The following is a 15,737-nucleotide window of genomic DNA, read 5'->3' on the forward strand; positions in this document are numbered from 1 at the left end:
TGAACTGAATATTGAATGGCGCGCACGTCGTGTTTGCGCGCGAACAAACGTTCGTTTCCCAAGAGGACGATAGAAATGCTTGAAATCAAGAACCTGCATGCCCGCATCGCCGAAGATGGCACCGAAATCATCCGTGGCCTGAACCTCACGGTGAAGGCAGGCGAAGTTGCTGCCATCATGGGCCCGAACGGCTCCGGCAAATCGACGCTCTCCTACATCCTCTCGGGCCGTGAAGACTACGAAGTCACCGAAGGCGACATCCTCTATAACGGCGAGAGCATCCTGGAACTCGACGCTTCCGAGCGTGCGGCCAAGGGCATCTTCCTTGCCTTCCAGTATCCGGTCGAAATCCCCGGCGTCGCCACCATGCAGTTCCTGAAGGTGGCAATGAACGAACAGCGCAAGTATCGCGGCGAAGACGAATTGACGACGCCGGAATTCATGCGCCGCGTCAAGGAAGCTGCAGCCGAGCTCAAGATCGCTCCGGAAATGCTGCGCCGTCCGCTGAACGTCGGCTTCTCCGGCGGTGAGAAGAAGCGCGCCGAAATCCTGCAGATGTCGCTGCTTCAGCCGAAGCTGTGCGTGCTCGACGAGACAGACTCGGGCCTCGACATCGACGCGCTGAAGATCGTCGCCGACGGCGTCAACGCGCTGCGCTCGCCGGACCGCGCCGTCGTCGTCATCACCCACTACCAGCGCCTGCTCGATTATATCGTTCCGGACACGGTGCACGTCCTCTACAAGGGCCAAGTGATCAAGTCGGGCGACAAGATGCTGGCGCACGAACTCGAAGCCAACGGCTACGCCGACATCATCGATGCCGCGGCTTGACGCCTGTTGAAGGAGTGTTCGAATGAATATGCAACAGGCAATCAAGATGACGGCGGCCGAGACGGCGCTCGTCGATGCCTATACCGCGCAGATCGGCGATTTGCCGGGTGATGGTTCAGTTCTCTCGGTCCGCGACACGCTGGTGCACGAACTGAAGACGGCTGGCCTGCCGACCCGCCGCGTCGAATCCTGGCACTATACCGACCTGCGCACCCTGCTGCGCGCAGTGCCGGCCGCCGACCCGACGGCCTTTGCCGATCGCGTCGATGCGCTGGTTCCGGGCTCGACAGTACTTTCCGTCCGCAACGGCCAGGCTGAGGTCAAGGCCAGCCTGCCTGATGGCGTGACCGTCCGTTCCTATGTCGACAGCCTGCTCGACGGTTCGGCGGCCGCCGGCCTCGCCGTGCTCGGCTTTGACGACGCGATCGGCCGCATCAATGGCGGTCTTGTCCGCGGCGGTCTCGAAATCGACGTGGCTGCTGAAACTGCTCTGGAAGATCCGCTGGAAATCCAGCTGGTGCAGAGCCTCGGCCAGGCGCATACGCGCTTCCCGGTCGCCTTCGGCGCCAACACCAAGGCAACCGTGATCGAGCGGCATCTTTCGACCGATGCCGGCGAGAGCTTCGTCTCGTCTGTCAGCGACGTGACGCTTGCGGAAGGTTCCGAGATCATCTGGATCATCCTGCAGCAGCAGGGCATTTCCGATACCCATCTCGGCCAGCTCCGCTTCGACCTCGGCAAGAACGCCAAGCTGCATCTCTTCGTCATCAATGCCGGCGGCAAGCTGGTGCGCCAGGAGATCCACGGCAAGACGAGCGGCGAGGGCGCGGATTTCAAGCTGCGCGGCATCAACCTGCTCGGTGGTGAAAGCCACACGGACGTGACCTTCACGCTCGGCCACAACGTGCCGCACACGACCTCGACGGAGGTCATCCGCAACGTCGTGTTCGACCGCGCCAAGGGCGTCTTCCAGGGCAAGATCCTGGTCGCCAAGGACGCCCAGAAGACCGACGCGAAGATGGCGTGCAACACGCTGCTCTTGTCCGACGATGCCGACCTGTCGGCGAAACCGGAACTGGAGATCTTCGCGGACGACGTCCAGTGCGGTCACGGTGCGACGGTTACCGACATCGACCACACCCAGCTCTTCTACATGCTGGCGCGCGGCATTCCGGAGAACAAGGCGCGGGCGATGCTCGTCAACGCCTTCGTCGCCGAGATCGTCGAAGAGCTGGAAGAGCACGAAGCGCTGGTCGAGGCACTCGAAGACGTCATCTCGACCTGGCTCGACAAGCACGCCTAAGGCTATTGCGTAATTCCTTAATTCGGAAGCGATTTAGGGATAGAATTATGCAGCAGTTCAACATGTTACAGCGACCTTAGCGCGTCTGGAATGACGCGCGGCGCTGTAGCGAAATTGGATTGAAAGACATGGAACACTCCGTACCGGTGCCTGCCTACGACGTCGAAGCGATCCGCAAGGATTTCCCGATCCTGTCGCGAACCGTTTATGGCAAGCCGCTTGTCTATCTCGACAACGGCGCATCGGCGCAGAAACCACAGGTCGTGATCGACGCGGTGGCCCATGCCTATTCCAACGAATATGCCAACGTCCATCGCGGCCTGCATTTCCTGTCGAATGCCGCGACGGAAGCCTATGAGGCGGCGCGCGATAAGGTGCGCCGCTTCCTGAATGCCCCTTCGCCCGACAACATCATCTTCACCAAATCCTCGACCGAAGCGATCAACACGGTCGCCTATGGCTACGGCATGCCGAAGCTCGGCGAGGGTGACGAGATCGTGCTGTCGATCATGGAGCACCACTCCAACATCGTTCCCTGGCACTTCATCCGTGAGCGTCAGGGCGCCAAGCTTGTCTGGGCGCCGGTGGACGAGAACGGCGCGTTCCACGTCGAAGACTTCGTCAAATGCCTGACGGACCGCACCAAGCTCATCGCCATCACCCATATGTCGAATGCGCTGGGTACGGTGGTTCCGGTCAAGGAGATCTGCCGCATCGCTCGCGAACGCGGCATCCCGGTTCTGGTCGACGGCAGCCAGGGTGCCGTGCACATGCCGGTCGACGTCCAGGACATCGATTGCGACTGGTACGTGATGACCGGCCACAAGCTTTACGGCCCCTCCGGGGTCGGCGTGCTCTACGGCAAGATGGACCGACTGAAGGAGATGCGGCCGTTCCTCGGCGGCGGCGAGATGATCGAGGTGGTGACCGAAGATTACGTCACCTACAACGATCCGCCGCACCGCTTCGAGGCGGGCACGCCGCCGATCGTACAGGCGATCGGGCTTGGCTACGCGCTCGACTACATGGAAAAGCTCGGCCGCGCAGCGATCCAGGCGCATGAGGCAGACCTGACGGCCTATGCGCGCGAGCGTCTTTCGGCGGTCAATTCGCTTCGGGTTTTCGGCGACGCGCCCGATAAGGGCAGCATTTTTGCCTTCGAGATCGCCGGCATCCATTCCCACGACGTCTCGATGGTCATCGATCGCGCCGGGGTCGCTGTTCGCGCCGGCACGCATTGCGCTCAGCCGCTCTTGAAACGCTTCGGTGTTACCTCCACATGCCGTGCATCTTTCGGCCTCTATAATACCAGGGCCGAAGTGGACGCGCTGGCGGACGCGCTGGAGCATGCACGCAAGTTTTTCGCCTAAGAAATTGGTAAAAGGTTCAAAGAGTTCTCGTAGTCTTTTGAACCAAAAGAGAAAGTCCAGGAGGCCGATATGAGCCTTGATGCAACGGAAGAAAAGGTCGATGTCCGCGAGGGCATCGTGCATTCGGCGATCCCGACCGAGGAACTGGCGCGCCTCAGCGACGATATCATCGCCGCACTGAAGACCGTCTACGATCCGGAAATCCCGGCCGACATCTTTGAGCTTGGCCTCATCTACAAGATCGACATCGAAGACGACCGGATGGTCAAGATCGACATGACGCTGACCGCACCGGGCTGCCCGGTTGCCGGCGAAATGCCGGGCTGGGTCGAGAATGCCGTCGGCGCCGTCGAGGGCGTATCGGGCGTCGAAGTCTCGATGACCTTCGATCCGCCATGGACACCGGACCGCATGTCCGAGGAGGCGCAGGTCGCTGTCGGCTGGTATTGAGCCGGCGCCGCATATTGATCCGTTAAGGCACGGATACTACATTTGATTCTGTAAGGCGCCGGGCCTTTACCCCGGTGACGACAAGGAGAATGAGCCCATGGGCTTTGCCGTAATGAGCCTGACCGATTCTGCCGCCGACCGCGTCCGTTCGATCGTCGAAGGCGCCGGTGCCGATGCCAAGGGCATTCGCGTCGGCATCAAGAAGGGTGGCTGCGCCGGCATGGAGTATGCCGTCGACCTGGTGACCGAGCCCAACCCCAAGGACGACCTGATCGAACATCAGGGCGCCAGGGTCTGGGTGGCGCCCGAAGCCGTGCTCTACCTGCTTGGCACGCAGATGGATTTCGAAGTCACGACGCTGCGCTCCGGATTTACCTTCAACAATCCGAACCAGACGTCCGCCTGTGGCTGTGGCGAATCGGTCGAACTGAAGCCCGCCGACCTCGCGGCTCTGGCCGCACAGGGCGATGCGGTGGTGCGCGCCAACTAAATTTCCTCCATTCTTTCAAACGGATAGGTTGGCCCGGTTTTCGCCGGGCCATTTTTCTGCTGAGATGCTTGAACATGGAACGGGGGATTGGGCATGGCGGCGTTCAATGAGGATCTCGTCTTCAAGGCGCTCTACGAGACGTTTCCCGATCCGGTGATCATCATCGACGCCGAGCGCGTCATCCGCTCCGCAAACAACGCCGCCCTTCGTCAGTTCGGCTATTCCTCAGAAGAATTCATCGACCGCTCGGTGCGGCTGATCTATGCCAACGACGCGGAATACGAGAAGCGCCTGCGGAACCGCGCGGCACGCGTCGACGAAACCGCGGCCCGGACGTCGAACTATCTCTATGTCAGGCGCGACGGATCGACATTTTCCGGCCACCTTCGCACGACGCCGCTGCTCGACGACCAGGGCGAGGAACTGGCGCTCATCGGCATCATCCGCGACGTTTCGGATTTCACGGAGGCTGTGGGCGAGCGGCAGAAGGCTTCCGATATGCTCAACGCAGCGCTGGAAGCGATGCCAGAGGGCTTTGCCATTTTCGACCGGCAAGAGCGGCTGGTCGTTTATAACAGGGCGTATCACGCAATCTGCGGGCCGGCCGGCGCGGCGCTGAAGCCCGGCATCACGGCCGAGGAGATCCTGCTTCTGGCGCGACAGGGCGGCCATTATCCCGATGCCTTGCCGGGCACCCGCGAGGGCGACGAGTGGATCGCTTCGCGCCTGCGCGATTTCCGTCACCCCGATGGTCGACCCAGGATATACCGCTATGCCGATGATCGTTGGCTGCGCGTGGAGAATATCAAGGCGAAGGACGGTAACACCGTCGTCGCACGCGTCGACGTCACCGATCTCAAACGCGCCGAGCTCGCGCTCGAGCGCCAGCGGCAGGAACTCGAGCACAAGAACGAGGCGCTCGATCAATTCACCGCGACGGTCTCCCATGACCTCAAAGCGCCGCTCAGACACATCTCCATGTTCTCCGAAATGATCGAGGACGATCTGGCGGCAGGAAGCCAGGCTGAACTCGCCGAGAATGCGCGTCATCTGCGCGACAGCGTGAAACGCATGAACAGGGTGATCGACAGCCTGCTCGACTATGCGCAGATCGCGCACCGGATCACCCATTGGACAGAGGTACGGCTCACAGACATTGTTGCCGAGACGCTGACGATCTTGGCCGGTGATATACAGGACGCGCAGGCAACCTTCGAGGTTGGCGACCTGCCGGAAGTGGAAGGGGACCCGGAGCTTCTGCGCCGCCTGGTCCAGAACCTGATCGGCAATGCGATCAAGTATCGGCACACCGACCGCCAACCGGTGATCCGCATTCACGGCGGCGTCGCCGATCAGATCGTTGAGCTGGTGGTCGAAGACAATGGCATCGGCATCGACCCGCGCTTTTCGACGCGGATTTTCGATGTGTTCCAGCGGCTGCACAAGGACGAGACCGTCTATGGCGGCACGGGGATAGGTCTGGCACTTGCCAAGCGCATAGCCGAAAGCCACGACGGCTCGATCCGACTTGACACCACCTTCCGCGAAGGCGCACGTTTCATCGTGCTTCTTCCGAGGCGGCTACGGAAGGCAAACTAGGGCGGAACAGGTGGTCTCGACGCCAAAGCGACTGCTCTTGGTGGAGGACGACGCGCACGACGCGCGCTTCGTCATGCGTGCCTTCGCACAGGTCGACGAGACCATCGATCTGGTGCTGGCGGCGGATGCGGACGACGCGATCGCCCAGCTTGCCCGCACCCATTTCGACTTTGTGCTCCTGGATATCAAAATGCCCGGCAGCGACGGTATCGAGCTTCTGCGGCGCATCCGCAGGGGGCAGGCGACCGTCCTGATCCCGGTCATCGTGCTGACGTCATCCAGCAATCCGACCGACGTGCTCCATTGCTACCGCGCCGGCGCCAATGCCTATGTCGCCAAACCTGCTTCGGTCGCCGGCTACAGGCACTTTGCCGAGGCCTTCGTCCGCTTCTGGATTGAAAACACCATCCTGCCTCCCGGAATGACCACGCGTCGGTAAGTGCGCGCCAAAAAACGCGGGCGGACGAACGCGTCACGTCCTGGTGTCGATCCTTGTAGATTTCGGGAATCAATCTGGATGAGGGCAGGCGCTGCGCGGTGCCACGGGCGCCAGAAGGCGCTGAGGAAACCGGCGGAGCGAGCGCCCCGCCGGCTTTATTGACGTTACTCTGCCGCTTCCGCGTAGCTTTCCAGCGGCGGGCAGGTGCAGACGAGATTGCGGTCGCCAAAGACGTTGTCGACACGGTTGACCGGCGACCAGTACTTGTCGACCCGGAAGGCGCCCGGCGGGTAGCAGGCCTGTTCGCGCGAGTAGGGACGATCCCATTCGCCGACCAGGTCTTCGACCGTGTGCGGTGCGTTCTTCAGCGGGTTGTTGACCTTGTCCATTCGGCCTTCCTCGATGGCGCGGGCTTCCTCGCGGATTGCCAGCATCGCATCGCAGAAGCGGTCGATCTCGGCCTTGGTTTCCGATTCCGTCGGCTCGATCATCAGCGTGCCGGCAACCGGCCAGCTCATGGTCGGCGCATGGAAACCGCAGTCGATCAGCCGCTTGGCCACATCGTCAACGGTGACGCCGGCGCTTTCGACCAGCGGACGGGTGTCGATGATGCACTCATGCGCCACGCGGCCCTTCGACGACTTGTAGAGCACTTCGTAGGCACCCTTCAGGCGGGCAGCGATGTAGTTGGCGTTGAGGATCGCCACCTTCGTCGCCTGGGTCAGGCCTTCGCCGCCCATCATCAGGCAGTAGCTCCAGGAGATCGGCAGGATCGAAGCCGAGCCGAAGGGAGCCGCCGAGACCGCACCCTCATGGCCGTCCGTTTCCGGATGGCCCGGCAGATAGGGTGCCAGATGCGCCTTGACGCCGATCGGGCCCATGCCGGGACCGCCGCCGCCATGCGGGATGCAGAAGGTCTTGTGCAAGTTGAGGTGGCTGACGTCGGAACCGATGTCGCCGGGGCGGGCAAGGCCGACCATGGCGTTCATGTTGGCGCCGTCCAAGTAGACCTGGCCGCCGTGCTTGTGCACGATCTCGCAGACCTCACGCACGTTCTCCTCGAACACGCCATGGGTCGACGGATAGGTGATCATGCAGCACGAGAGGTTTTCCGCGTACTGCTCGGCTTTCGCACGGAAATCGTCCATGTCGATGTCGCCGTTTTCACTCACCTTGATGACGACGACCTTCATGCCGGCCATCTGCGCGGAGGCCGGGTTGGTGCCGTGCGCCGAGGTCGGGATCAGGCAGACGTCGCGATGGCCGTTGCCGTTGGCGATGTGATAGGCGCGGATCGTCAACAGACCGGCATACTCACCTTGCGCGCCCGAGTTCGGCTGCATCGAGATCGCGTCGTAGCCGGTGACGGCGCAGAGCTTTTCCGACAGGTCCTCGATCATGTGCTGGTAGCCAGCCGCCTGCTCCTTCGGCACGAAGGGATGGATCTCGGAGAATTCCGGCCAGGTGATCGGCAGCATTTCCGCGGTCGCGTTGAGCTTCATCGTGCACGAGCCGAGCGGAATCATCGCCCGGTCGAGCGCGAGGTCGCGGTCCGACAGACGGCGGATGTAGCGCGTCATCTCGCTTTCTGCGCGGTTCATGTGGAAGATCGGGTGCATCAGGTACTCGCTTGTGCGCAGCAGCGGCTGCGGCAGGCGGTAACCCGGCTCGAACTGTTCCACCTTGAAGTCGCCGCCGAAGGCGCGCCAGACGGCTTCGAGCGTGACCGGGCGCGAGCGCTCGTCAAGGCTGATGCCGATCTTGGTCTCGCCGATCTTGCGCAGGTTCACTTCCTCGGCGACCGCGGTCTTGAGGATGATGCCCTGCAGCTTGCCGACTTCGACGGTGATCGTGTCGAAGAACACATCGGGCTCTACGGTATAGCCGAGTTTTTCAAGGCCCATGGCGAGACGCACGGTCTTCTGGTGAACGCTCTGGGCGATCGCCTTGATGCCCTTCGGTCCATGGAACACCGCGTACATCGAGGCCATGACGGCGAGCAGCACCTGGGCGGTGCAGATGTTCGACGTCGCTTTCTCGCGGCGGATGTGCTGTTCGCGGGTCTGCAGAGACAGGCGATAGGCGCGGTTGCCGCGCGCATCGACCGATACGCCGACGAGGCGGCCGGGCATGGAGCGCTTGTGCGCGTCCTTGACCGCCATATAGGCCGCATGCGGACCGCCATAGCCGACCGGCACGCCGAAGCGCTGGGTGCAGCCGATAGCGATATCGGCGCCCATCTCTCCGGGCGACTTCAGCAGAGCCAGCGCCAGCGGATCGGCGGCGACGGTTGCGATCGCGCCGGTCTGGTGCAGGCGGGCGATCAGGCCGGTGAAATCGTTCACGTGGCCGTAGGTGCCCGGATACTGGAAGATCGCGCCGAAAACATCGACCGGATCGAGATCGGTGAAGGGATTGCCGATGACGATCTGCCAGCCGAGCGGCTCGGCGCGGGTCTTCAGGAGAGCGATCGTCTGCGGGTGGCAGTTCTCGTCGACGAAGAAGGTCTTGGCCTTCGACTTCGAGACGCGCTCGGCCATCGCCATGGCTTCAGCTGCGGCGGTCGCTTCGTCGAGCAGAGAGGCGTTGGCGACGTCGAGGCCGGTCAGGTCGCAGACCATGGTCTGGTAGTTGAGCAGCGCCTCGAGGCGGCCCTGGCTGATTTCCGGCTGGTAGGGCGTATAGGCCGTGTACCAGGCCGGGTTTTCCAGGATGTTGCGCTGGATCACCGGCGGCGTGATCGTGCCATAATAGCCCTGGCCGATCAGCGACACGAGCTTCTGGTTGCGGTTGGCCGTTTCGCGCATCTTGTCGAGCGCCTCGCGCTCGGTCATCGGCGCGGCCCAGGCGAGCGGCGTCTTCTGGCGGATCGACGGTGGCACGGTATCGTCGATGAGCGCGTCGAGTGACGGGTAACCGACGACCTTCAGCATCTCGTCCATTTCGGCCGGCGACGGGCCGATATGACGCCGGTTGGCGAAGTCATACGGCTTGTAGTCGGTAAAGGTGAAATCCTTGGGCATGCTCATCAGGCGACGAGCTCCTTGTAGGCCGCTTCTTCGAGAAGGGCGTCGGCTTCGCTGGGATTGGCAAGCTTCAGCTTGAAGAACCAGGCAGCACCCTGCGGGTCGCTGTTGACGAGCGACGGGTCGTCGACGATCGCCTGGTTCACTTCGACGATTTCGCCGTCAAGCGGACAATAGACGTCGGAGGCTGCCTTGACGGATTCGACGGTGGCGGCGGTATCGCCCTTGGCGAAGGTCGAGCCGGTTTCCGGCAGCTCAACGAAGACGAGGTCGCCAAGCTGGCCGGCGGCGTGCTCGGTGATGCCGACGGTTGCGACACCAGCTTCGATCTTCAGCCACTCGTGTTCCTCAGTGAACTTCAACATGTGCGCTCTCTCCTGATCAGCGTTTGTAGGTTTGTTTGACAAAGGGCAGGGCGGCGACCGCTATGGGCAGGTACTTGCCGCGCACTTCCGCAAAGAGGGTGGTGCCGATTTCGATGTGGCCGGCATCGACGTAGCCCATGGCGACGGGGCCATCGACGGAGGGGCCGAAACCACCCGACGTCACCTGGCCGACAGGCGTCTTGCCCTCGGCATCGGCGAACAGATTTGCGCCGCCGCGCACGGGCGCGCGTCCTTCCGGCTTCAAACCAACGCGGCGGCGCGAAGCGCCATCGGCCAGCTGGCCGAGGATGCGATCGGCACCGGGGAAGCCTCCCTCACGGGCGCCGCCGGCCCGCCGGGCCTTCTGCATCGCCCACTCGATGGCGCCCTCGACCGGCGTGGTCGTGGTGTCGATGTCGTTGCCATAAAGACAAAGACCCGCTTCCAGACGCAGCGAATCACGCGCGCCAAGGCCGATCGGCTTGACATCGGGATGCTCGAGCAGCCGCTGTGTGACATCCACTGCGGATGCGACGGGAATGGAGATTTCGAAACCGTCTTCGCCGGTGTAGCCGGAGCGGGAAATGATGCAGGCAACATCATGCAGATCGGCTTCGGCGACGTCCATGAAGCGCATGGCCGAGACATCGGCCCACAATTCGCCCAGCACGGCTTCGGCATGAGGACCCTGCAGCGCGATCAGCGCGCGGTCGTCGAGCATGGTGACTTCGCAGGTGTCGGCAAGCCCCTTTTTCAGATGCTCGAAATCCGCATCCTTGCAGGCGGCGTTGACGACGAGGAACAGGTGGTCGCCACGGTTGGCGATCATCAGGTCGTCGAGGATGCCGCCTTCGGCATTGGTGAAGATCGCATAACGCTGCCGGCCTTCGCCAAGGCCGAGCACATCGACCGGCACCAGCTTTTCAAGCGCAAGCGCTGCGTCTTCGATCTTGCCGGACTTCGGCCGGACAATGACCTGGCCCATATGGGAGACATCGAAGAGACCAGCGGCAACGCGGGTGTGCTGGTGTTCCTTCATCACGCCATCAGGGTACTGCACCGGCATGTCGTAACCGGCAAAGGGCACCATGCGCGCGCCCAAGGAAAGGTGCAGCGCATGCAGCGGCGTATGCTTCAAATGGGGATTCTGTTCCAAATCCGGCCTCCAGGTCTGGCGCTCCCGCGCCGGCTCACACTTCCGGCGTCAATCGCCGTCGATTCGAGCCCCCTCTGTCCCTTTGCCTGAGATTGTTATCCCTTCGGCGAGCGCAAAAACGCTTCTCTCCAGAGTCCTACCGGCACCTTGCTGGTCCTTTGGCCTGAGAGTTTCCGGGGCGGTTGCTCCTTCGGCACCGGTTTGAGCCGGCTTCTCCCAACAAGATCGTCTCCAGATAACGGCGAAGGCGGGAGCTTGGCAAGGGGGCGGTGTCGCGGTGAAACACATTTTTGTCGCACGACCAAAGGCCGCAGCCCGGGCGGGTGCGGCAATTCTGTCTTTGCATTCTTCTCCGGTTGAGGATAACCCAAGTGAAATACCGGGGATGACCATGACAGGGCGCGAAGGAAAATTCGGGATAGCAGTGCGGCTCGTCGCCGTATTCGCGCTCGTTTTCCTGGCCTTTGCCCACAAGCCGCTCATGGCCAAGACGCTGACGCCGGCCGAGATCGCCGCCTATCAGCTGCCTGACGGTTCGATCGCCGAAATCTGCTTCGGCCTGGACGGCGTCGACCACCAAAGCGGCAAGGGCCAATCGATGGCCCCGATCTGCGAAGCCTGCCGGCTCTCGGGTTCGATCCTCCTGCCAGTTCCGCCGACCGAGAGCGTTCGCGCCGATGCCGGCGAATGGCAGCTATCGCCGGTTCTCGCTGAGAACGCCACGCCCCATCAGCATCTGCGCCTGCTGCCGCATTCGCGCGGGCCGCCTGTGCGTTCGTAATCCTCCTCTCGCATTCCCATTACAATTCGCCGCCCTCAAGCGGCTTGGACCACCCCCGTGGTCAGGAGATTACGACATGAACACGACCAGACTGGCTTCGCTTTCGCTCGGCCTTAGCCTTGCCGCAAGCGGCATTGCCCACGCGCACGCCACCTTCGAAAACGACACGGCGCCGGTGGAGAGCACCTTCAAGGCGGTGCTGCAGGTGCCACACGGCTGCGACGGCAAGCCGACGACGGAAGTGCAGATCAAGCTGCCCGAAGGCTTCGTCTTCGCCAAGCCGCAGCCGAAGCCCGGTTGGGAGCTCGAGGTGATCAAGGGCGATTACCAGAAAACCTATGACAATCATGGCGAGAAGGTCTCGTCCGGCCCGGTGGAAATCCGCTGGAAGGGCGGCAACCTCTCGGACGACTACTACGACACCTTTGTCGTACGCGGCAAACTCTCGGGCTTCGACAAGGAAACCGTGCTTGCGTTCCCGACCACGCAGCTTTGCGGAACCGAAGGCAAGGTCGTCTGGGATCAGGTTGCTGCCGAAGGCCAGAACGCGCATGACCTGAAGAGCCCGGCGCCGACCGTGACGGTAACCATGGCCGACGCTGCCGATCCTCATGCCGGCCATGGCGGGCACATGGCTGCTGCCGACGGGGCAGCGAAACTTGGCGACCTCGAGATATCAGGCGGCTCGGTTAAGGCCATGTTGCCGGGCGCCAAGGTCGGCGGCGGCTTCCTGACGATCAGGAATGGCGGGGCAGGCGAGGATCGGCTCGTGGCCGTCGAAAGCCCCGCGGCTGCTCGCGTCGAGATCCACGAGATGAAAATGGAAAACGACGTGATGAAGATGCGCAAGCTCGATGACGGCGTTGCAGTACCGGCCGGTGAAACGGTCGAGCTCAAGGCCGGCGGCCTGCATCTGATGTTCATGGACGTGAAGACGCCGTTCAAGGAAGGTGATGCCGTTCCCGTCACGCTCGTCTTCGAAAAGGCTGGCAAGGTCGATGCGGCATTCCCGGTGGGCTCGGCCAAGGGCGGCGCGGCGGCCGGCGGCCACAAGCATCACTGATTGAGATATTGCGACGCTCGCCTCAGGCGGCGTCGCTTTCATCCTCTTGGCCGGCCGGTTCATCCTGCCGGCCTTCGTTTTCGCGGCTCTCGGATCCGTCGTCGTCATCGCGCATGAATTCGAGATAGCGGCGCAGCGCTTCGGCTTCCGAGCGTTCCGGCAACCGGCCATCGGCGCTCATGAGCATGAAGGAGAGGGGCAGGGCGCCCTTGGTCTTGGGGATCGAGACCGGCGTCAGTGCGGGCTCCTCGGCGCGCCGGATCGAAAGCAGCGTGATCGCTTCGTCGGTCGGACCGTCACCCCGCACGCGTGCAGACGGCTTCAGCGCTTCCGCTGCATAAGCCGCTGTCGTCGCGGATACTGTGACGACCTGTGTCACGTCTTTCCTGCTTTCCCGTCGTTCAATCCTTTCTTGTCGCTCAACTCCACTTGCAGGCGTGTAAAAGCCAGCACCTGCCTTTTAATAAAATCCTAACGACAGCCAGATTCGTGGCACTTGCGGTGAACGAATCCCGAAGCGCGAACCTGTACTTGCGATATCACTAAAGTTCGCGCACACTCGCCCAGATAGAAACGGGGAGGCTTCAAATGACCGAGCGAAGCGTGTTGGAAACCAGGATTCGGGCCCTCTACCTTGCCCGCAACGTCAACGACCTCGACACCATGATGGCGCAACTCGATCCAGACTTCAGCTTCCGCATCGTCGGAAACGGCAGGCTCGGCACGATGGCGCTCGGGGTCAACACGCCGGAAACGGTGCGCAGCAGTTTCCAGGCCCTCGTTGAGAACTGGGACCTGAGCGAGATGGAGATGGTTGGCGCTTACGCTGACGGCGATACTATCGTCGTCCACCGCGCCGGCGTCGTTTGCTTCATTCCATCGCAAACCCGTCAACGGACCGAAATCATCGACAAGTTCACGTTCCGTGACGGGTGGATCGTCGATCTGACGGAGTTCGTTGACACCTTGTTCGTCGCCGAAACGATCGGGCTACTGGACGCGCGGGACAGAGACTATTCGTCCTCAACTCTGGACAGGATGAGCCTTTGAACTTCCGGTTCCTGGGATCGGATGGCGTTCATCAACACGGCGAGGCGGCTGCGCAGGCCGTGGATCTGGTCGAGCAGCCGCATGGCGACATCAACGCCGTCGTCGTTGACGCCCATTGGACCTGTCAGATCCTGGATCAGACGGGCGCGGGCGAGGTCGGCGTCTTCGAAAAGCCAGCCGGAGTCGGCCTCGCGCGGCATCAGCCAACGCTGTTCGATCCAGATGCGCAAGACCTTCACCTCGATGTCGAGGTGTTCGCAGAATTCGCGGTCGTTCATGCTTGCCCTCCCATGCCTTTGCGCGGGTCTTCCGTCTTTCCGCCTGCCCAGCTTTCAACGAAGGCGGATAGCGCCGGATCGGGGGTCTGCGGCAGCACGATCTTCAGGCTGACATAGGCATCGCCATGGCCGCCGCCGGACTTGTGCAGGCCCTTGCCCTTCAAACGCAATGTCTTGCCGGTGTTGGAGTGCGGCGGGATCGTGACATTGACCGCCCCGTCGATCGTCGGAACCCGGATCTTGCCGCCGAGCACCGCTTCACTCAGTGAGATCGGCACCTCGTAGCGAACGTCGTCACCATCGGTTGCAAAAAGAGGATGCGGCCTGACGCGGATATCGATCAGCGCGTCGCCGGCCGGCGCACCGTTGAACCCGGGTTCGCCCTTGCCACGCAGCCGCAGCGTCTGGCCGTCGCGCGTGCCGGGCGGGATGGTGAGATCAAGCGCCGGTCCGCCGCCCGGCAGGCTGATCTCGGTCTTGGTGCCGTTGGCCGCGTCGAGAAAGCCGATCTCCATGGAAAAGTGCTGATCACGGCCGCGCTGGCGTTGCTGCTGGCCGCCGCTGCGACGGGAAAAGAAACTCGAGAATATATCGTCCGCATCCGCGAAATCCGAAAAGCCATGTGCGCTCTCGTAGCGTCCCGCCGTATCTCCAGACGAGGCATAGTCGCGGTAGTAGTGGCGGGGTGCAGTCTCCGCACCCGTCTCGTCAATTTCGCCGCGATCGTATTTGCCGCGTTTCTCCTCGTCACTGAGGAGGGCGTAGGCCGCCGAAACAGCCTTGAAGCGGTCCTCCGCTCCTTTGTCTCCCGGGTTAAGATCCGGGTGCAATTTCTTGGCGAGCTTGCGATAGGCGCTCTGGATGTCCTTTTGTGTCGCTTCGCGGCTGACGCCGAGCGTTTCGTATGGGCTCGTCATGCGGTCTCCCTCAGGCGGCATCGATTGAGGTCGCATCGCCGACGCTCTGCGTGCGTTGCGATCATGCGTCTTCAATCACTCGCCTAAGAGCATAGGGCGGATTTTCGCGCGCGACAGGGGCGGCGCACCATGCGTGACGCATTGTCGCCGGCGCGGCCGGTTGCGGCTCTGCACCTTCGACCATTTCGCGAATTCGCGATCTCTGATACAATCAACGCCGGGAAGTTTTCTTTGGGGTGCAACGTTGCCTCGAAGCTCGGGGAGGTCGAAATGTCCGTCCGCCTGCAACTCGCCATCATGGTCGGCCTGATGATCAATGCCATCCTGTTCGGGATCGGCATCGTAACGGTTTTGTCGATCCCGGTTCTCGCCGACAACGCGAAGTATTCGATCCCGGCGCTGGTGGTTGCCTGTTTTGTCACGACGCCGTTCGTCGCCTGGTTCATGGCGCCGCGGCTTCGCCTCAGATACTGGCAGGAGCGGGAGCAGGGGAACAAGCAGCAGCCGATCTAGCCCGCGCGCTCATCGATCATTGACCAAGATTTACACAAATTCATGGAGATTCTGGATGCGCGAGCGGCCAAGTGGTCGCCGGTACAAATTACATCTTCAACGATCA

Annotated in this window: 17 protein-coding genes and 1 riboswitch; of the genes, 11 read left to right on the plus strand and 6 right to left on the minus strand. The window is 62.2% G+C overall.

Annotated features, from left to right (window positions below; genetic code table 11):
• Positions 1-75: 75 nt before the first annotated feature.
• The 7 genes from sufC (at position 76) to AC3WWH_RS22895 (ending at position 6,482) form a co-directional block, all read left to right on the plus strand.
• Positions 76-831 (plus strand): Fe-S cluster assembly ATPase SufC, encoded by a 756-nt coding sequence (gene sufC / locus AC3WWH_RS22865; RefSeq protein ID WP_057250217.1) that lies wholly within the window; start codon positions 76-78, stop codon positions 829-831.
• Positions 832-853: 22 nt separating this feature from the next.
• Positions 854-2,134: a Fe-S cluster assembly protein SufD gene (sufD, locus tag AC3WWH_RS22870; RefSeq protein WP_058324152.1), complete on the plus strand. Its 1,281-nt coding sequence runs from the start codon at positions 854-856 to the stop codon at positions 2,132-2,134.
• A 128-nt stretch (positions 2,135-2,262) separates the two neighbouring features.
• On the plus strand, positions 2,263-3,504 hold the full coding sequence (locus tag AC3WWH_RS22875) for a cysteine desulfurase (RefSeq protein ID WP_058324153.1): 1,242 nt from the start codon (positions 2,263-2,265) through the stop codon (positions 3,502-3,504).
• Between the two features lie 69 nt (positions 3,505-3,573).
• Positions 3,574-3,954 (plus strand): SUF system Fe-S cluster assembly protein, encoded by a 381-nt coding sequence (locus tag AC3WWH_RS22880; protein ID WP_057250224.1) that lies wholly within the window; start codon positions 3,574-3,576, stop codon positions 3,952-3,954.
• 97 nt (positions 3,955-4,051) lie between these two features.
• Positions 4,052-4,444, plus strand: coding sequence for a Fe-S cluster assembly scaffold SufA (gene sufA, locus AC3WWH_RS22885; protein WP_057250226.1), 393 nt, complete (start codon positions 4,052-4,054; stop codon positions 4,442-4,444).
• A 93-nt stretch (positions 4,445-4,537) separates the two neighbouring features.
• Positions 4,538-6,043: a sensor histidine kinase gene (locus AC3WWH_RS22890; protein ID WP_058324154.1), complete on the plus strand. Its 1,506-nt coding sequence runs from the start codon at positions 4,538-4,540 to the stop codon at positions 6,041-6,043.
• Between the two features lie 10 nt (positions 6,044-6,053).
• The gene (locus AC3WWH_RS22895; RefSeq protein ID WP_057250231.1) at positions 6,054-6,482 is read left to right on the plus strand and encodes a response regulator; all 429 of its coding nucleotides are present in this window, start codon (positions 6,054-6,056) and stop codon (positions 6,480-6,482) included.
• A gap of 164 nt (positions 6,483-6,646) precedes the next feature.
• Here the strand turns inward: AC3WWH_RS22895 and gcvP are convergent, their stop codons facing one another.
• Genes gcvP through gcvT form a run of 3 tightly spaced genes read right to left on the minus strand, consistent with a single transcriptional unit; the run spans position 6,647 to position 11,029 of the window.
• Positions 6,647-9,511: an aminomethyl-transferring glycine dehydrogenase gene (gene gcvP / locus AC3WWH_RS22900; protein ID WP_058324155.1), complete on the minus strand. Its 2,865-nt coding sequence runs from the start codon at positions 9,509-9,511 to the stop codon at positions 6,647-6,649.
• Positions 9,511-9,873 carry a glycine cleavage system protein GcvH gene (gene gcvH, locus AC3WWH_RS22905; protein WP_057250234.1) on the minus strand — a complete coding sequence of 121 codons (363 nt, stop codon included), beginning with the start codon at positions 9,871-9,873 and terminating at the stop codon, positions 9,511-9,513. The genes gcvP and gcvH overlap by 1 nt, the downstream gene beginning before the upstream one ends.
• A 16-nt stretch (positions 9,874-9,889) precedes the next feature.
• The gene (gcvT, locus tag AC3WWH_RS22910) at positions 9,890-11,029 is read right to left on the minus strand and encodes a glycine cleavage system aminomethyltransferase GcvT (protein ID WP_057250236.1); all 1,140 of its coding nucleotides are present in this window, start codon (positions 11,027-11,029) and stop codon (positions 9,890-9,892) included.
• Between the two features lie 141 nt (positions 11,030-11,170).
• A riboswitch (glycine riboswitch) is annotated at positions 11,171-11,258 on the minus strand.
• 162 nt (positions 11,259-11,420) lie between these two features.
• On the opposite strand from gcvT, the gene AC3WWH_RS22915 reads away from it, so the two are divergent.
• Both AC3WWH_RS22915 and AC3WWH_RS22920 read left to right on the plus strand, forming a co-directional pair.
• Positions 11,421-11,810 (plus strand): hypothetical protein, encoded by a 390-nt coding sequence (locus AC3WWH_RS22915; protein WP_058324198.1) that lies wholly within the window; start codon positions 11,421-11,423, stop codon positions 11,808-11,810.
• Positions 11,811-11,886: 76 nt separating this feature from the next.
• Positions 11,887-12,873, plus strand: a complete 987-nt coding sequence (locus AC3WWH_RS22920; protein WP_058324156.1) for a DUF1775 domain-containing protein — start codon at positions 11,887-11,889, stop codon at positions 12,871-12,873.
• A 22-nt stretch (positions 12,874-12,895) separates the two neighbouring features.
• Here AC3WWH_RS22920 and AC3WWH_RS22925 read toward each other — a convergent pair whose 3' ends face one another.
• Positions 12,896-13,252 (minus strand): hypothetical protein, encoded by a 357-nt coding sequence (locus AC3WWH_RS22925; protein ID WP_057250240.1) that lies wholly within the window; start codon positions 13,250-13,252, stop codon positions 12,896-12,898.
• A 209-nt stretch (positions 13,253-13,461) separates the two neighbouring features.
• On the opposite strand from AC3WWH_RS22925, the gene AC3WWH_RS22930 reads away from it, so the two are divergent.
• Entirely contained in the window at positions 13,462-13,923 is a 462-nt protein-coding gene (locus AC3WWH_RS22930) for a nuclear transport factor 2 family protein (protein ID WP_057250242.1), read from the plus strand.
• Here AC3WWH_RS22930 and AC3WWH_RS22935 read toward each other — a convergent pair.
• Positions 13,887-14,201, minus strand: coding sequence for a chaperone modulator CbpM (locus AC3WWH_RS22935; protein WP_057250244.1), 315 nt, complete (start codon positions 14,199-14,201; stop codon positions 13,887-13,889). The genes AC3WWH_RS22930 and AC3WWH_RS22935 overlap by 37 nt on opposite strands.
• Positions 14,198-15,118, minus strand: a complete 921-nt coding sequence (locus AC3WWH_RS22940) for a DnaJ C-terminal domain-containing protein (protein WP_058324157.1) — start codon at positions 15,116-15,118, stop codon at positions 14,198-14,200. The genes AC3WWH_RS22935 and AC3WWH_RS22940 overlap by 4 nt, the downstream gene beginning before the upstream one ends.
• 270 nt (positions 15,119-15,388) lie before the next feature.
• Here AC3WWH_RS22940 and AC3WWH_RS22945 point away from each other — a divergent pair, with 270 nt between their 5' ends.
• Positions 15,389-15,631, plus strand: coding sequence for a hypothetical protein (locus tag AC3WWH_RS22945; RefSeq protein ID WP_057250349.1), 243 nt, complete (start codon positions 15,389-15,391; stop codon positions 15,629-15,631).
• Positions 15,632-15,737: the final 106 nt, after the last annotated feature.

Source organism: Ensifer sp. EB106-03-01-XG145 (assembly GCF_058792075.1).

What these genes read in the sequence shown, in the direction of transcription:
- sufC (WP_057250217.1), top strand. Translation starts at nt 76, where the DNA reads ATGCTTGAAATCAAGAACCTGCATGCCCGCATCGCCGAAGATGGCACC.
- sufD (WP_058324152.1), top strand. Translation starts at nt 854, where the DNA reads ATGAATATGCAACAGGCAATCAAGATGACGGCGGCCGAGACGGCGCTC.
- AC3WWH_RS22875 (WP_058324153.1), top strand. Translation starts at nt 2,263, where the DNA reads ATGGAACACTCCGTACCGGTGCCTGCCTACGACGTCGAAGCGATCCGC.
- AC3WWH_RS22880 (WP_057250224.1), top strand. Translation starts at nt 3,574, where the DNA reads ATGAGCCTTGATGCAACGGAAGAAAAGGTCGATGTCCGCGAGGGCATC.
- sufA (WP_057250226.1), top strand. Translation starts at nt 4,052, where the DNA reads ATGGGCTTTGCCGTAATGAGCCTGACCGATTCTGCCGCCGACCGCGTC.
- AC3WWH_RS22890 (WP_058324154.1), top strand. Translation starts at nt 4,538, where the DNA reads ATGGCGGCGTTCAATGAGGATCTCGTCTTCAAGGCGCTCTACGAGACG.
- gcvP (WP_058324155.1), bottom strand. Translation starts at nt 9,511, where the DNA reads ATGAGCATGCCCAAGGATTTCACCTTTACCGACTACAAGCCGTATGAC.
- gcvH (WP_057250234.1), bottom strand. Translation starts at nt 9,873, where the DNA reads ATGTTGAAGTTCACTGAGGAACACGAGTGGCTGAAGATCGAAGCTGGT.
- AC3WWH_RS22915 (WP_058324198.1), top strand. Translation starts at nt 11,421, where the DNA reads ATGACAGGGCGCGAAGGAAAATTCGGGATAGCAGTGCGGCTCGTCGCC.
- AC3WWH_RS22920 (WP_058324156.1), top strand. Translation starts at nt 11,887, where the DNA reads ATGAACACGACCAGACTGGCTTCGCTTTCGCTCGGCCTTAGCCTTGCC.
- AC3WWH_RS22930 (WP_057250242.1), top strand. Translation starts at nt 13,462, where the DNA reads ATGACCGAGCGAAGCGTGTTGGAAACCAGGATTCGGGCCCTCTACCTT.
- AC3WWH_RS22935 (WP_057250244.1), bottom strand. Translation starts at nt 14,201, where the DNA reads ATGAACGACCGCGAATTCTGCGAACACCTCGACATCGAGGTGAAGGTC.
- AC3WWH_RS22940 (WP_058324157.1), bottom strand. Translation starts at nt 15,118, where the DNA reads ATGACGAGCCCATACGAAACGCTCGGCGTCAGCCGCGAAGCGACACAA.
- AC3WWH_RS22945 (WP_057250349.1), top strand. Translation starts at nt 15,389, where the DNA reads ATGTCCGTCCGCCTGCAACTCGCCATCATGGTCGGCCTGATGATCAAT.